Here is a 16,446-nt window from a genome sequence, read left to right on the forward strand (position 1 = left end):
TCTCTCTCCATGGATACATACCATTTGAAGAAAATTCCTAAACAATTAAATTTTCTGAATAAACTATACTTCTATTATATTATGAATGAGCATTCAGTCAACAGATTTGTGAAAACGCGGAGAGAATTATTTGTGTAATTTACGGAAAACCTAACACAAATTATTGCGAGGAGCAGATTACAATGAATGCAGGCTGGATTATAGCTATCATCCTTTTCATGATTGCCGTATGGCTGCCGCTTGATTTTGCTCTTGGCAGAAAAAAGCATCGTGCAGCTCTAAAACGCAAGGATTATCCAATCCGGATGAGTGACATAGACATTTTCACGCACGGTAAAACTTTATTTTCCTCATACTTCGGAGAGTTGAAAAATGCAAAGCACCACATTCATGTTTTATTCTATATCGTGAAGGAAGATGACATCAGCGAAGAGTTTCTTTCCATTCTTGAAGAAAAGGCAAAAGCGGGAGTAGAAGTTCGTCTTCTTCTTGATTGGCTCGGAAGCTGGTCTGTGAAAAAGAAGACCGTCAAAAGGATTGAAGCTGCTGGGATCAAATTTGCTTTCTGTCACAAACCACAGTTTCCTTTTGTCTTTTATACCTTTCAAACACGGAATCATCGAAAAATCACCATCATTGATGGAAAAGTAGGCTTTCTCGGCGGTTATAACGTCGGCAAAGAGTATATCGATCAAGATCCTAAACTAACACCTTGGCGGGATTATCATTTAAAAATTACAGGTGAAGCCGTTCAAGATATACAGCATGAATTCCTCACAGACTGGCAAAAATGCGCAAAGGTCGATTTATTTAATCTCAAGACCTTTTTTCCAGCGTTGGAGAAAGGTTCAATTAGGCATCAAATCCTCCCCACAGAAGGTTTTGAACTTGAAACCACTTTTTCAGGTCTCATAAGTAAAGCGGAGAAAAGCATCACAATCGGCAGTCCTTATTTTATTCCAAGCAAGAAAGTCATGGCAGAACTCATGCGAGCCTTGCATAGAGGCGTTGAAATACAAATTATTGTGCCTGCAGTAGCTGATCATATTCTAGTAAGGGAAGCTTCTTTCCCTTATTTTCGTAAACTGTTGAGGGAAGGCGCCACGGTTTATCAGTATATGAAAGGCTTCTATCATGCAAAAGTTCTGATTATTGACGATTACGTATGCGACATTGGAACAGCTAATTTCGATAAAAGAAGCTTTTTTCTGAATCACGAAATCAATTGTTTTATTTACGATTTCAACACCATCCAAAAGGTTAAGGATATTATCGCCAAAGACATTCTTGATTCACAGAAACTTACATTAAAGCATCTCAATAAGCCTAATTTATTGCGCTCCATAAAAGAAGCTTTTTCCCGACTGTTTTTGCTTTATTTATAGGCGCTGTTACCTGTTGATTTCCGTTCCAGGATGCTCGCTTTCCGCGGGGCGAATTATGAAAAATCCCTAATGCCGGCTCTTTCATGGGCAAATTCGTCTTGGGCGTGCGGTGAGCCTCCTCGGCGTTTGACACAATGACTTTATACTCGTGTAACTGTACGGTTTACTTGCGTAAATCTCAAGTTTACTTAGGTAAATTTGCATTCTACTCGCGCCTGTCAAATTTCAGACACAAAAACGCTACTCAATTTCTAATCAAAGGGAGGCTGTTCCTATGAAAATTAGATTCGGCTATGTTTCCCATGCCATAAGCTTGTGGGACGCTTCTCCAGCTAAAACACTGACCTTTACTCGTTATGCGCAAATGGATCATGAAACGCGCATGGCGAAATTACTGGACGTTACAAGACAAAATATCGAGAACACCATGAGGATGCTCTATTTCAATGTGGCCCATGGCATCGAAGTTTATCGAATGTCGAGTTCCATCGTCCCATTGGCTACCCACCCAGAGGTGAAATGGGACTTCGTTACGCCATTTCGTAACGAATGGCAGGCAATGGGACGTTTTGTCAAAGAACATAAGCTACGGGTCAGTTTTCACCCAAATCAATTCACTTTGTTCACGTCTCCTCGCGAGGATGTGACTAATAACGCAGTCGTTGATATGGAATACCACTACAGGATGTTAGAAGCGATGGGCGTTGAGAAACAGGGAGTCATTAATATTCATATCGGGGGTGCCTATGGTGATAAGCTTGCGACTCTCGAAAGATTCCATCCGAACCTTACGAAACTCCCAAGACATGTAAAAGACCGAATGACGCTTGAAAATGATGATAAAACTTATAATGCCGAAGAAACGCTGGCGGCTTGTCAAAAAGAGACGATTCCTTTTGTTTTTGATTATCATCATCATATGGCCAATCTTTGTGAAAAAAGCTTGGACAAGCTTTTACCTGCGATTTTCAGTACATGGGATCATCTTGACCTGACTCCTAAAATTCACATATCCTCCCCTAAAACAGCAAGTGCGTTCCGTTCTCATGCTGATTTCGTCGATTTGGAATTCATCCGTCCCTTCCTTGATATTCTAAGGCAAGTGAACGAAGATGTAGATTTCATGATTGAAGCGAAAGCAAAAGATCAGGCATGCTTAAAACTTGTGGAAGACATTAGCTCTATTCGCGGGGTGAAAAGAACGAGCGGTGCAACGATTGAGTGGAAATAAAAGGAGGTCGTCACATGGACAACCTCCTTCTGTTATTCTTCAATTAAATTCAATACCGGTACATCTTTTTCTTCATCTGGATTGGTTTTTGTGTAGATTCGAGCCATTTTCGATTGTTCATCCACATTTTGAATGATGACAGGTGTTCCATCATACGTAACATTAATCATATCAGCTGAATCCATTATTTCCTTTGCACGCCCAACGTTCATCCTCGTGCCTCCTCTTTTTCATTACGGATAAATATAATGTGTGTGATTTTAAGGCTTTTATCCTGAAAAAAAGATAATTTCGGATGAATAATTAAGGAGTTCGGTTTCTTGCCCTGCCATTTTTAAACGCTGGCAATGGACATCAAGAATGCTTTGGGAGCAGTACTTCTACCGTTGTTCCGACGTACATTTTGCTCTTAATATGCATTTCACCACCATGATCTCTCAAGATCTTGTAGCAAATCATCATGCCCAATCCCGTTCCTTTTTCCTTTAGAGAGTAGAAGGGTTCACCAATATGTTTGAGCCTTTCAGATGGAATGCCCATACCTTCATCTATAATCTTGAGCTTCACAAATTGTTCGTCTCCTGACAAATCGAGCTTAATATTTCCACCCGAAGGCATCGCCTCGATGGCATTTTTCAGCAAATTCATCACAAGCTGTTTCATTTGATTCTTATGCCCCAGCACGAGCGGGTCACATGCCATTTCCGAACTAAAATCCAACTTGATACTGTTCATCGTGGCTAACGGGCGCATAGCTTTCATGACTGGCTCTATGATTTCTTGATAATACTGAAGAAGACGCTTTTTTTCGTCTTGCGGCTTTGACAAAGATAGGAATTCACTCGTCACAAGATCTATTTTCGCCACTTCATCAAATAAGATTTCTAAATACATTTGCTCTTTTTGATTCAAGGATGGTTTCATCAACTTCAAGAAGCCGTCAATGCTCGTCAGCGGATTCCTAATTTCATGCGCCATGGCGGCTGCCAATTGACCAATGACCGCTAATTTTTCAGCTTGATGCATCCTCTTATCCCATTCTTTCTTTTCGGTAATATCGAAGAATGTTGTAATAACCGATTCAATCTCACTCGCGTTATTTTCTTCCTCGTAAATGATCCTGGTATCCACAAGAAGCCATCTGTATTGATTCATAACTTGATTAAAAACACCTATTACAGCTCCAGTTACCTCTTTACCTGTGCTTAGGGTAACCATCGATGGATGCCTGTCCCTTGAGAGCGGATTGCCATTTTCATCAATAGTCTTCCACGCTTCGTCATAGGAATTCATCAGTCTCAATTGCTCAATCTCATATCCAAGTATTTCACTGGCAGTCCGATTGGCGAACCGAATTTGACCTTCCCTTGTTTGCACGGTAATACCACTGGCAATAGCATCGTAAATATTCTTTTCACGCATCTTTGATTTTTTCTTAAAAGTAATATCCCTAACAGAAAGAACATCACCTAAGGATTCTTGAGCCATGGCGATCGATTGCTTGACGATTTCAAGGTGATATTCACATTCATCTTTTGAATAGAGTACCTCTAGAATCATTTTTTCCTTTGTTTCATAACGTGCCAACACTTGGAAATCATCTTGATACATCTGTACCAGTTCCAGAAGAGTCTTGCCTAATATGGGCTTTTCCTTCTTCATCAGCTTCATGACATTCTCATTGATGTATGTGATGATTCCTTCTTTATCAATGACAATCATGCCTTCCGCTGTACCTGTTAAGATGGCCTGATTTTGTGCATATAACTCTTGCAGAGCAAGCGTTTTCAATTTCATAGCTGTGATATCCCTTGTGACAGCCACAACCTCTGTTGTATGATCATGAATCACCGAAGACATTGATCCCTGGAAATAGGTCACCCGCCCTTCAGAAGTAAGAGACCATTCATAAATAGATTTGTTTCCCTTCAAAGCTTCTTCAAAAGCCTGACGGTGAACCATTCCATCTTCGTCCGAAAAACACTCTTCTATTCTTTTGCCAACATACTTCTTTTCCAATTCATGATCGTCATCAAACCATTTCCCCAGAATATTTGAAATGCACCCTTGTTCATCCAAAGTCACAACTAAATCATTCATGGAAGAAACGAGCGTCCGAAAACGATTTTCGCTTTTTAGCAATGATTGGGCTGTATGGCTTGATTCTTTCGTTTGCCTTTGTGCAAACGGTTCGACAACACTCTTGATCGTATGGTAAGAAAACCATATTTCTTCCTCTTGAACCACTACAGAATCAACATCTGCCTCAAACATATGACCATTCTTTGTTCTAAAACCAACCTTCGATTCATGGCGACCGTTTTTATCTAATATGTCTCGGTCCTCTAAGCAAATAATTTTTTCCAAACCAATGCCTAGTAAATCCTGTTTATTATATCCGAGAATGCGGCACATTTTCTCATTTACATCGATCAACCGATTTGTGCCATTTGTAGCATTCTCAACTAAAAAAAATGCTTCATCTAGTTGCATAAGAACCTTGGTGTACACACGACCCAAATCAAGTGTGGATTCCAATTCAATCCCTCATCCCATATGCATCTTTCTAATCTCTTTCTCTATTTTATAAATTCGACTAGCAAAAGAAAAATCCTCTAAGAAAGTAGAAATTCCAAATATTTTGTCGCTGAAATTTGTAAAAAGCGTAAAAGTCCTTGCACATAAAAAAGCCCCTTTTTTCAAAGGGACTTTCCATGACTATTACATTTTTTCAGGAGCGGATACACCGATCAGCGCCATTGCATTTTTAAGCGTCATTTGAACTGTCTTGATTAATGCTAAACGTGCCTTCGTACGTTCAAGGTTGTCCGTATCCAACACTTTTTCAGCATTATAAAAGCTATGGAAATCAGACGCCAAATCGTAAATATAATTTGTGATGCGGTGCGGCATACGTTTTTGAGCCGCTTCACCGACTGCCTGAGGGAATTCCCCAAGTCTCTTTAAGACGTCCATTTCTTTTTCTGCCTGAATGAGTTTGAAATCAGCATTCATATCTGCCACTAATCCTTGTTCTTCTGCTTGACGAAGAATGCTGCAGATACGTGCATGTGCATATTGTGCATAGAATACAGGATTTTCATTGGACTGGGAAACGGCTAGATCCAAGTCGAAGTCCATGTGTGTGTCTGCGCTTCTCATCGCAAAGAAATAACGAACCGCATCCAATCCTACTTCTTCTACAAGGTCACGCATTGTGACTGCTTTACCTGTACGCTTACTCATCTTCATCTTCTCACCATCTTTGTAAAGGTGAACAAGCTGGATGATTTCTACTTCAAGCGCATCTCCGTAGCCCATTGCCTGGATAGCTGCCTTCATTCTTGGGATATAACCGTGGTGATCGGCACCCCAGATATTGATGAGCTTTTCAAACCCGCGCTCAAGCTTATCCTTATGGTAAGCAATATCTGGCGTCAAATAAGTGTATGAACCATCATTCTTAATAAGAACGCGATCTTTATCGTCACCATATGTCGTTGAACGGAACCATGTCGCGCCTTCTTCTTCATATATATGACCATTTTCTTTTAACGCCGCAAGTGCCGCATCAATTTTGCCATTATTGTATAGTGAAGTTTCAGAGTACCATACGTCAAAACCAACGCGGAAGTCTTCCAAGTCCTTTTTCAACTTAGCCATTTCATATTTCAAACCATACTCACGGAAAAAGTCAAAGCGTTCTTTTTCATCGACTCCTACAAACTTGTCACCATATTCTTCGGCAAGAGCTTTACCAATTCCAATGATGTCTTCTCCATGATAACCGTCTTGAGGCATTTCCTTATCTTGACCAAGCGCTTGGAAATAACGTGCTTCAACAGATAGAGCAAGATTATTGATTTGATTACCAGCGTCATTGATATAGTATTCGCGTGATACGTCATAGCCTGCTTTTGCAAGCACATTACATAAGGAATCACCAACAGCCGCACCGCGAGCATGTCCTAAGTGAAGGTCACCCGTCGGATTCGCCGATACGAACTCGACTTGAATTTTTTGATTGTTTCCAACCGTTGTTTCGCCGTACTTGTCTCCTGCTTCCAAAATCGTTGGAATTAGGTCAGTCAGATAGCTATTATCCATATAAAAATTGATGAAGCCAGGTCCTGCGATCTCCATCTTCTCGATCGATGCCTTTGAGCTATCGAAGTTTTCAATCAAAGCCTCTGCAATCATTCTTGGAGCCTTTTTCGCTACACGTGCAAGTTGCATCGCCATATTCGTTGAATAATCACCGTGTGTTTTATCTTTCGGGATTTCAAGAATAACGGATGGAATTTGATCTTCAGTCGCCAAATTCGCTTTTAAAACAGCTTCTTTTATTTCTTGTTTCAACTTGCTTTGAACTTGTTCAACTATGTTCATTTCGCTTCCTCCTTAAAGGTTAACTGCAAATGATATGTACCTGCTGTCTCGCCCTGTATGCTCAAATCATATTTGATTTCGACATGCCCACCGCGATTGGTGTCCGTCATGTCCATATGATCAATCTTATTTGCCAATGCCAATGTTGATAGTGTACCATATGGCGTTTCGTAGCTTCCAATGCATGCTTCTCCGATTCGGAAAGGCATTCTCATTTTAACCGCACCGCTTCTTAATATAAGCGCTTCACCTTTAGAAATTTTCACAATCGTCTTGATTGTGCCTTCTTCTGCAATTTCTTCATAGCGCAAAAATAATGCTTCATCACGTTTATCATAACGGCCCATTGTGGTCAGTTCGTAAACTTCCTCATTGCCTTCATGATGTATGGCTGTTTTCACATGAATTTTTACTGAAATCGTATCTGTTGGAGATCCGGACAACGCCAACACTCCTTTATATAAATTTGATGCCTGACACCACTTAACGGGAGTCAGGCACCGAAAAAGGTTTATTTATTTTACCCAACCAAGAATCATTTCGCGGATTAACTTACTAGCTGTATTCGCTGTTTGCTCTGATGAATCGTAAATTGGAGCAACTTCTACAAGGTCTGCTCCTACTACATTTACTTCTGAACGAGCAATCGCATGAATAGAAGCTAACAATTCTTTTGAAGTGATTCCGCCACAGTCCACTGTGCCTGTACCAGGAGCGTGAGCAGGGTCTAAAACATCGATATCGATTGTAACGTATACCGGACGTCCTGCTAGTGTAGGCAAAATTTCTTTTAATGGCTCAAGTACTTCGAATTTTGAAATGTGCATGCCTACTTCTTTCGCCCATTGGAATTCTTCTCTCATTCCAGAGCGAATACCAAATGAATATACATTTGTAGGACCAATTAAATCAGCCACTTTACGGATTGGCGTCGAGTGCGACAAAGGCTCGCCTTCGTAGTTTTCACGAAGATCTGTATGAGCGTCCATATGAATGATCGCTAAATCCGGGTACTTTTTGTACATTGCCTGGAAGACGCCCCAAGATACTAAGTGTTCTCCACCCATTCCAAGCGGGAATTTGCCAGCATCCAAAACCTTACTGACGAATTCTTCAATCATATCAAGGCTCTTTTGCGGGTTTCCGAATGGCAATGGAATATCGCCAGCGTCAAAGAATTTCACTTCGTCAAGCTCGCGGTCTAAGTATGCGCTGTATTCTTCAAGTCCGATAGAAACTTCGCGAATACGTGTCGGGCCAAATCTAGAACCTGGACGGTAACTTACTGTCCAGTCCATCGGCATTCCATAAAGGACTGCCTTACTTTCTTCAAAGTTTGGATGGCTTTTAATAAAAACATTGCCTGAATATGCCTCATCAAAACGCATAAAACATCCCTCTTTTTCTGTTTTTTATGGGCTAGCTATTTATCAAAAGATAGGAGTGAGTGGTGATTTGCGCTCCAGGATGCTCGCTTTCCGCGTTGCGGGCGGTGAGCCTCCTCGTCGCTATCGCTCCTGTGGGGTCTCACCTGTCCCGCTGCTCACGCTGGAGTCTCGCACCTTCCGCTCCAATCAACATGGTGCGAAAAATCGACCCTTTACTTTAATAGAGTCCTTATTATAATTGCAAAACGATTAAAAAGGGAGCCGCAACTCCCTTCAAGTTCAATCTATTTTGTTGATATTACTTCACTAAATCTCCAACAAATTTAGGCAATACAAATGCCGCTTTGTGAAGTTCCTTTGTGTAGTACTTCGTGTCGATTTCGTGGAAACGATCTTCACTTACTTCAAGTGGATCATACTTCTTAGATCCTACAGTGAAAGCCCACATACCGCTTGGGTAAGTTGGGATGTTAGCAATGTATAGACGAGTGATTGGGAAGATTTCCTTCACGTCTCTTTGAACATCACGGATAAGGTCAGCCTTGAACCAAGGGTTGTCAGATTGTGCTACGAAAATACCGTCTTCTTTTAATGCTTTAGAAATGCCAGCATAGAAGCCTTTTGTGAATAAGTTTACTGCCGGGCCAACAGGCTCAGTAGAGTCAACCATGATTACATCATAAGCATTTTCACTTTCCGCGATATGCATGAATCCGTCGCCCACTTGTACATCTACACGTGGATCGTCAAGCATGCCTGCAATTTCAGGAAGGTACTTCTTAGAGTACTCAATAACCTTACCATCGATATCAACAAGAGTAGCTTTCTTCACGCTTGGGTGTTTCAATACTTCACGGATAACTCCTCCGTCACCGCCGCCTACAACAAGAACGTTTTCAGGGTTTGGATGTGTAAATAAAGGAACGTGCGCAACCATTTCATGATATACGAACTCATCTTTAATAGAAGTCATAACCATATCGTCAAGAAGAAGCATATTGCCCCACTCTTCTGTTTCTACCATATCAAGCTTTTGAAAATCCGTTTGCTCTGTATGTAATGTGCGTTTCACTTTCATTGTAATTCCAAAGTTCTCAGTTTGCTTTTCTGTAAACCAAAGTCCCATCTAAATGCACCCTTTCATGATTGAGTTATGATGAAAAATTATTTTCTTTTTCCGTGGCCGTGTTAAACTTGTCTGTTGATTTCCGCTCCAGTCGCTTGCTTTCCTGGGGCGTTCGCCGAGCCTCCTCGTCGCTATCGCTCCTGCGGGGTCTCGCCTGTAACGCTAATCCCCTAGGAGTCAAGCGCCTTCCACTCCAATCAACAAAGTGCACTAACTCAATAATGTACATTAACATAGCCTTTTCCGTAATAAATAGCACGCGCAATACCGCTCGTGCCTTCCATTTAAGCTTCAGCACAGACAGAGCGCTTCCACTTTTCTTACATATTGTTCCCTAAGTTCATAATTACAAACATGAGAAAAAGTATAGAGGAATCTAGCAAAAATGCAAGGAAAATTTTCAATATCTTGTGTCATATGTTTAAAATGCCCTATTTTTTTTCATACTGTCACTATAGGTTTATTTTGCCATTCATTTGAGGAGGGGTGACAGTATGGAAATTATCGCCGACCAGCGCTTTCGAAAGACCATCAAATATTTACGAGCCGGAGTGATACTCAGTATTATCGGTTTGATTATTATGTTTCTTTTATATGTAGGCGTTCTCGCTTATGCAAAGATTTTAGGTGCACCCGCGCTTGCTGTTCCCCAATCTACTTTATATTTTTCAGATGATGGCACATTGATAGGTGAAAGCAGCAACGGTCAAAAAAGATATTGGGTCCCTCTTAAAAATATTTCCAAGGATCTAGTGAATGCGACCGTCTCTATTGAAGATAAAAGTTTTTATGAACATAATGGCTTTGACTATAAGAGGATAGCTGGTGCAGCCTTAGCCGATTTGAAAGCGATGGATAAAGTACAAGGCGCAAGTACAATTACACAGCAATACGGACGCAACCTTTTCCTTGAACACGATAAGACTTGGAAGCGTAAAATTTTAGAAGCTTTTTACGCAATGAGACTGGAAATGAACTATAGCAAAGAACAAATACTAGAAGGCTATTTAAATACCATCTACTACGGTCACGGTGCTTATGGGGTTCAAGCTGCCAGCCAATACTATTTTGGTAAGGATGCTAAAGACCTTTCCCTCGCTGAATCAGCGATGCTTGCAGGAATTCCAAAAGGACCAAGCATTTATTCACCCTTTGCTTCCTTAGAAAGGGCCAAAGCGCGACAAGAAGTGATACTAAATTCTCTATTGAAAAATGGCTATGCAAACAAAAAAGAAGTGAAGGACGCTTTAAACGAAAAGTTGACTCTCGTCGGAAAATATCCAAACTTGGCAGTCCAAGCTGCTCCATACTTCCAGGACGCAGTTAAAAATGCATTAAAGAACCAGCTCAACCTTGATGATCGCACGATTACATTTGGTGGTTTAAAGGTATTTACGACGTTGGACTTAAAACAACAGGAAGCGGCTGAAAAACAAGTGGCTGAGTCCATTGCGAACAGCTCTGAAATACAAGTTGGCCTTGTAGCACTTAACCCGAAAAATGGCCATGTTAAAGCTCTTGTTGGAGGCAGGGACTACACGAAAAGCCCGTTCAATCGAGCCATCCAAGCTGTTCGTCAGCCTGGTTCCACTATTAAACCGATTCTCTATTATGCGGCTTTGGAACAAGGATTCACTCCTTCGACAACGATGCGAAGCGAGCTTACGACGTTTAAATTCGAAGACGGGCAAGCTGATTATACACCACATAATTACAATAACAAGTATGCAGATGGCGACATTACAATGGCTCAAGCCCTTGCTGTGTCAGACAACGTATTTGCTGTAAAAACGCACTTGTTTTTAGGTGAAGAGACTTTATTGGAAACCGCTAAGAAGTTTGGTATTTCTACAACAATGAAAAAGGTTCCATCATTAGCCCTTGGAACTTCTGGAGTTCGGGTTATTGAAATGGCCAACGCTTACAGTATGTTTGCGAACGGCGGCAAGAAGGTTTCCCCTACCTTTATTACACGTGTCGAGGATCAGAACGGAAAAGTGATTTACGAAAGTGATGACGAGGGCCTTCCGATTCTTAAGCCGGCAGAGGCATTTGTTATGACACATATGCTGACAGGCATTTTTGATTCTAAATTAAACGGTTATGCGAGCGTGACTGGCAGCACGATCATCAATGATATTACCCGCCCTTATGCGGGGAAATCTGGTTCGACTGAAACGGACAGCTGGATGGTAGGATTCGCCCCGCAACTCGTAACAGCCGTATGGACAGGCTATGATAAAGGCGTTCCTATCAATTTGACAGCTGAAAAAACTTACGCAAAAAATATTTGGGTTAATTTTATGGAAGATGCGTTAAAAGGGAAGGCGATTAAAGGATTTAAACCGCCGAAAGAAGGCGTTAAAGGCGTCTATGTGAATCCTGAGAACGGAAAGCTCGCGTCAAAAGATTGTCCCGTCAAACGCTTCACTTATTTCAAAACAGATACAGTGCCAACGGAATATTGTACGGATCACTTGAAGCATACGGAAAAGAAAACGAAGAAGAAAAAGGCTGAAAAGAAGAAAACGTGGTACAAATCCATTTTTGATTGGAATTGATATTTTATTCTACAAATAACCTTTTCTGAGGATAATAAAAAAACCCGGGTGTGTGGCCCGGGTTTTTTTGTGTCCTAGCTTAGACATGTGTCATTGCTGATTATAAGTGTACTTTTTTTAAAGCAATTGGGCAAGACATTAATTATTACAATTTCAAAAAAATGTTTTTTATCCGTTTACTGTAAGACCAGCCTTCAACTCTTCTGAAGAATTATTCCAGAATATTTCATTGTGATTCTTTAAGAAGTCAGCAAGTGTTTTCTTTGAAGCATTATCCATATGATCAACGATAATATGACGCTTAATTGACTTATCCATACGATTTACATGCTCTGGCAGTGATTTGTAGCCACGGCGGATTTCACGGTCTACCGTCATTTCACAAGCCGTCACCCCAGCGTAGTAAGGACCTGCAGGCTTATGGTCAATCGTTACCCAAACTAACCAGTATGGCTTTCCGTTTGGCACTTGTTCTTTTGAAGGCAAAAACTTGATTCCCTTTTCTACAACGCTACGCGCGTGCATCGCACCAATGTCAATCGTCGCTTCTCCAGCTTCGACATCAATGATGACTGGTGAGACGTTACTTAAGCTTAATGCTCCCCCACCGAAACCACCATGACCATCTGTTGGATCATCTTTTATAATATTAAAGCCAAGCGGCTTCTTCTTTTTCTCTTCCATCTTGGAACCTCCCTGCAATTTTTCATAAAGGCTGTCTTAAATTCTCATCAGCTATTTTCTAAATACCGATAAAACCTACATATTGAAAAGCGAATAGAAAAAATCTCCCATTCCGTTAAGAATAACAGGCAATACTACGTTAAAAATAGGACTGATTGTATATTCGCTTAACGGTGTAATGACTAACACTAGGAAGATCAATGAGCCGTATTTTTCTAATTCCGTCATTTTCACACGAATATTTTGAGGCATCAAGTCTTCTACGATCCGATATCCATCAAGAGGTGGGAACGGCAGTAAGTTAAAAATAAATAGGACGATGTTCAACTGGATGAACTTATCGAGGAATTCAGTTACATAATAGGGCATGTTTTCTGCCAACCCTGCTGATCCTAATCCAAACCAAACGATAAATCCTATGGATGCCAAAATAAAGTTACTAATCGGACCTGCAACGGAAACGAGAATGCTTGCGAGTCTTGGCTTTTTAAAGAAAAAACGATTTACCGGTACAGGGCGTGCCCATCCAAATCCAGCGATAAAAATCAAGATCGTTCCAATCGGATCAAGATGCTTCAAAGGATTAAGCGTAATTCTGCCTTGATTTTTTGCAGTCGGATCGCCAAACTTATAAGCCACGTAAGCATGCGCAAGTTCGTGAACCGTAAAGGCAATCACCAATGTTAATGCAATGTAGGGAAAATCCCTTAAATATTCCATCATTGCCTTTATCCCCTTTTAATTGATTTTTCTATACTAACAGTATACAACATCGCCCTTTTAAAGGAAAAACCTTTAAGCGTCTTCACTCTTGCACATTTTCGCGATTTGTGGAAAACTACAATCAATTACATAAAGGAGGAGTCAACCATGCCATACGTTACTGTAAAAATGCTAGAGGGTCGTACTGAGGAACAAAAGAAAGCACTCGTCGAGAAAGTGACAGCTGCCGTAAGCGAAACTTCAGGCGCTCCTAAAGAAAATATCGTTGTCTTCATTGAAGAAATGAGCAAAAACCACTATGCTGTTGGCGGGCAACGTCTAAGTGATAAGGAATAAAAAGACTATATTCCTAAACTTTTTTGCTGTTTAAGGAGTGGTTAATTTCCACTCCAGGATGCTCGCTTTCCTGTACGAATTCTTGAAAAAGCCCTAATGCCGGCTTTTTCAAGAGCAAATTCGTCTTGGGGGCGGGCGGTGAGCCTCCTCGGCGCACAGCGCCTGTGGGGTCTCACCTGTCCCGTTGCTCCCGCAGGAGTCTCGCACCTTCCGTTCCATTCAGCTTCTTTTTAAAAGATTTGCTTTTATAAACCTATTTACAAAACAATAATCTTTTTGAAAACAATCAAAAACAAAGCTAAGCCCATTAATTGGACTTAGCTTTTGTTTTTAAGGTTTCGATATATCCGTATGCTTCATCGATTTCTGCTTCTGTATAGCGTTGCTTGCTTTTTAAAGTAAAGATCTTGTTAATGACTTCGCTCTTTTCCAAGTCTTCGAAATATAAAACCGTGGAAACCAGTTCCAGGAAACGGGCACTCTGCTCATTCATATCGATTAAGCAGTCTTGTAAACAAGGCATCTCTACTTCATTTAAACTTAGAAACTCTTTTCCGGAATCAGTCATTGAGTAACGGTATTGAGAGTATCCGCCCTTATTTTCTTTCACTTCATTTAAGAACCCCATATTGCAAAGTTCTTCCACTCGTAATGTCAATTCCTCGGAATAAGGTCCGTAAAAGTGGAACTGAAATCGCTCTTGAAATGGGAAGGCAATTTTTTTAGCGATGTAAATCATCTTTTGCAGTTTCTTCCGCCCAGTGATTTCTCCAGAAACCATGACAGCCTGCATCAATTTAGCATGATCTTTTAACAAAACTCGTCATCTCCTGCTCCGTTTAAACTTCGTTCACTTGAAATTCCAAAAGGGTACGAATCTGCTTCTTCACCGTCTTCTTTGAACTTTCATCCAGAAGGAGGTCTGCCGGGAAGTACAGTTTATGGTCCGTTCTTCTTTTACCAGAAATAGCTTCGACTATTTGCGATTCCCTCGATAGTTCACGAAGGTCGCCATTTTTCATCATCAAATGAATAGGCAAACGCTCTTCTTCTTCTCCTGGACGGTAAAAATCGTACGGGAGGTCGGAGGATGAATCGACCACTAAGTAGTATTCTGGATCTAAGCCGGCTTTTTTGAACAATGTATTTAGCTCCGAGAGTTTCTTATATTCCTTCGCAGGATCAAACTCGGTAAATTTGAATAAGTTACGATTAATAAAACGACGGCAAAGATCACTTAAGATGCTATCTTCTTCTTCCTGCCACATTTGAAAATAGTATTGTATGACTGCTTCATCCAACTTCAAGTAATCTTCAAGTGTAGGGTGACCAGCAAAGAAACTATTAAAATGAACAGGTTCATATTTAAAAATATAGTTTTGTTCCTGCAATTGTTTTGCCCGATGGAGAATCTTCGTCAAGATGACTTCCGCTCCACGTGACACAGGATGGAAATAAACTTGCCAATACATTTGGTAACGGCTCATAATATAGTCTTCTACCGCATGCATGCCGCTTTTCTTTATGACTACCTGCTCTTCGCGAGGTCTCATGACGCGCAAAATGCGCTCCATATCAAAATGTCCGTAGCTCACACCCGTATAGTAGGCATCGCGTTGCAAATAGTCCATTCTGTCCGCGTCGATTTGACTCGAAATCAAACTGATGACGAGCTTATTTTCATACGTTTTGCCGATTACCTCCGCTACTTTCTTCGGAAAATCTGCGCCGACTTTTAAGAGAATCTGATTTACTTCGGTATCTCCCAAAATAATCGCTCTTGTATAGTCTTCATGATCGAGGTCAAATACTTTTTCAAAACTGTGGGAAAACGGGCCATGCCCTAAATCGTGAAGAAGTGCCGCACATAAAGATAGTAGGCGCTCATCGTTGTTCCATTCAGGACGACCGGCAAAAACATCATCAATGATCCGGCGTATAATCTCGTAAACTCCGAGAGAATGGTTGAATCGGCTGTGCTCTGCCCCATGAAACGTTAAATAGGTTGTTCCAAGCTGCTTTATTCTACGCAAACGTTGAAACTCTTTCGTCCCAATCAAATCCCATATTACCCTATCACGAACGTGAATATAACGGTGTACAGGGTCTTTAAAAACCTTTTCCTCTCCTAGCTTTTCCGCCGAATATGCCATCGTATGGTTTACCCTCTTCCTGCTTTGCTTATATCTATTATATCCCCTATCAGAAGGAGATTCACTCACATTTCTGCATATTTCTACTTTTTTTTACAATAATTAGTGATAAAAAAACCACCCAAGATTTTTCGTCAAAGGTGATCTATTTCTTTAGCTTTTTATTAATTTTTTCCATTAATTCCTCTTCAGTCAGAGCCGCTAACGGACGGTTATTTACAAACGCGAACGTCTTTTTCCGACCTGGTCCGCAATAGGACTGGCAGCCAACTTCTATGTTTGCATCACAATCTAGCTCTTTTAAACGGGGGATTAATGTCTTAAGGTTCACGGCTTGGCAATCATCGCAAACTCGGAATTCATTCGACATTCAGGACAACCCTTTCTATAACTGTCTAGCTCCAGACACGATAAGCAGGAGCCTGACGTTTTACTCTCATACCGGTCTTTTTCTTATGCAATTTTACATT

The 16,446-nt window shown here is 40.9% G+C and carries 15 protein-coding genes; 4 read left to right on the forward strand and 11 right to left on the reverse strand.

What is annotated here, in order from left to right:
• Window positions 1–182: 182 nt before the first annotated feature.
• Both cls and uvsE read left to right on the forward strand, forming a co-directional pair.
• Window positions 183–1,385, forward strand: a complete 1,203-nt coding sequence (cls, locus tag BMZ31_RS14740; protein ID WP_090832690.1) for a cardiolipin synthase — start codon at window positions 183–185, stop codon at window positions 1,383–1,385.
• Window positions 1,386–1,659: 274 nt separating this feature from the next.
• Complete coding sequence (gene uvsE / locus BMZ31_RS14745) at window positions 1,660–2,616, forward strand: UV DNA damage repair endonuclease UvsE (protein ID WP_090832691.1); 957 nt, start codon at window positions 1,660–1,662, stop codon at window positions 2,614–2,616.
• 32 nt (window positions 2,617–2,648) lie between these two features.
• Here the strand turns inward: uvsE and BMZ31_RS14750 are convergent, their stop codons facing one another.
• From BMZ31_RS14750 to speE, 6 genes are all read right to left on the reverse strand, one after another.
• Entirely contained in the window at window positions 2,649–2,828 is a 180-nt protein-coding gene (locus tag BMZ31_RS14750) for an H-type small acid-soluble spore protein (RefSeq protein ID WP_090832692.1), read from the reverse strand.
• Window positions 2,829–2,970: 142 nt separating this feature from the next.
• Window positions 2,971–5,154, reverse strand: coding sequence for a PAS domain-containing protein (locus BMZ31_RS14755; RefSeq protein ID WP_090832693.1), 2,184 nt, complete (start codon window positions 5,152–5,154; stop codon window positions 2,971–2,973).
• A gap of 183 nt (window positions 5,155–5,337) precedes the next feature.
• Window positions 5,338–7,005: an arginine--tRNA ligase gene (gene argS, locus BMZ31_RS14760; protein ID WP_090832694.1), complete on the reverse strand. Its 1,668-nt coding sequence runs from the start codon at window positions 7,003–7,005 to the stop codon at window positions 5,338–5,340.
• Window positions 7,002–7,448 carry a YwiB family protein gene (locus BMZ31_RS14765; RefSeq protein WP_139205959.1) on the reverse strand — a complete coding sequence of 149 codons (447 nt, stop codon included), beginning with the start codon at window positions 7,446–7,448 and terminating at the stop codon, window positions 7,002–7,004. The genes argS and BMZ31_RS14765 overlap by 4 nt, the downstream gene beginning before the upstream one ends.
• Window positions 7,449–7,520: 72 nt before the next feature.
• On the reverse strand, window positions 7,521–8,393 hold the full coding sequence (speB, locus tag BMZ31_RS14770) for an agmatinase (protein WP_090832695.1): 873 nt from the start codon (window positions 8,391–8,393) through the stop codon (window positions 7,521–7,523).
• A gap of 298 nt (window positions 8,394–8,691) precedes the next feature.
• On the reverse strand, window positions 8,692–9,519 hold the full coding sequence (gene speE / locus BMZ31_RS14775) for a spermidine synthase (RefSeq protein ID WP_090832696.1): 828 nt from the start codon (window positions 9,517–9,519) through the stop codon (window positions 8,692–8,694).
• A gap of 494 nt (window positions 9,520–10,013) precedes the next feature.
• On the opposite strand from speE, the gene BMZ31_RS14785 reads away from it, so the two are divergent.
• Window positions 10,014–12,080, forward strand: a complete 2,067-nt coding sequence (locus BMZ31_RS14785) for a transglycosylase domain-containing protein (RefSeq protein WP_090832698.1) — start codon at window positions 10,014–10,016, stop codon at window positions 12,078–12,080.
• A gap of 168 nt (window positions 12,081–12,248) precedes the next feature.
• Here the strand turns inward: BMZ31_RS14785 and BMZ31_RS14790 are convergent, their stop codons facing one another.
• A complete protein-coding gene (locus BMZ31_RS14790; protein ID WP_090832699.1) occupies window positions 12,249–12,764 on the reverse strand; it encodes a YwhD family protein in 516 nt (171 codons plus the stop codon).
• Window positions 12,765–12,839: 75 nt separating this feature from the next.
• Window positions 12,840–13,496, reverse strand: a complete 657-nt coding sequence (locus BMZ31_RS14795; protein ID WP_175478142.1) for a site-2 protease family protein — start codon at window positions 13,494–13,496, stop codon at window positions 12,840–12,842.
• Window positions 13,497–13,634: 138 nt separating this feature from the next.
• Here BMZ31_RS14795 and BMZ31_RS14800 point away from each other — a divergent pair, with 138 nt between their 5' ends.
• Window positions 13,635–13,823: a 2-hydroxymuconate tautomerase gene (locus BMZ31_RS14800; RefSeq protein WP_090832701.1), complete on the forward strand. Its 189-nt coding sequence runs from the start codon at window positions 13,635–13,637 to the stop codon at window positions 13,821–13,823.
• A 307-nt stretch (window positions 13,824–14,130) separates the two neighbouring features.
• Here the strand turns inward: BMZ31_RS14800 and BMZ31_RS14805 are convergent, their stop codons facing one another.
• The 3 genes from BMZ31_RS14805 to BMZ31_RS14815 all read right to left on the reverse strand — a co-directional run bounded on the left by BMZ31_RS14805 (window position 14,131) and on the right by BMZ31_RS14815 (window position 16,346).
• Complete coding sequence (locus tag BMZ31_RS14805) at window positions 14,131–14,640, reverse strand: YwgA family protein (protein WP_090832702.1); 510 nt, start codon at window positions 14,638–14,640, stop codon at window positions 14,131–14,133.
• A gap of 22 nt (window positions 14,641–14,662) precedes the next feature.
• The gene (locus tag BMZ31_RS14810; protein ID WP_090832703.1) at window positions 14,663–15,976 is read right to left on the reverse strand and encodes an HD domain-containing protein; all 1,314 of its coding nucleotides are present in this window, start codon (window positions 15,974–15,976) and stop codon (window positions 14,663–14,665) included.
• Between the two features lie 145 nt (window positions 15,977–16,121).
• Complete coding sequence (locus BMZ31_RS14815; protein WP_090832704.1) at window positions 16,122–16,346, reverse strand: YuzB family protein; 225 nt, start codon at window positions 16,344–16,346, stop codon at window positions 16,122–16,124.
• Window positions 16,347–16,446 lie beyond the last annotated feature (100 nt).

The organism is Bacillus sp. cl95 (assembly GCF_900115925.1).
Taxonomy (GTDB): domain Bacteria; phylum Bacillota; class Bacilli; order Bacillales; family Cytobacillaceae; genus Neobacillus_A.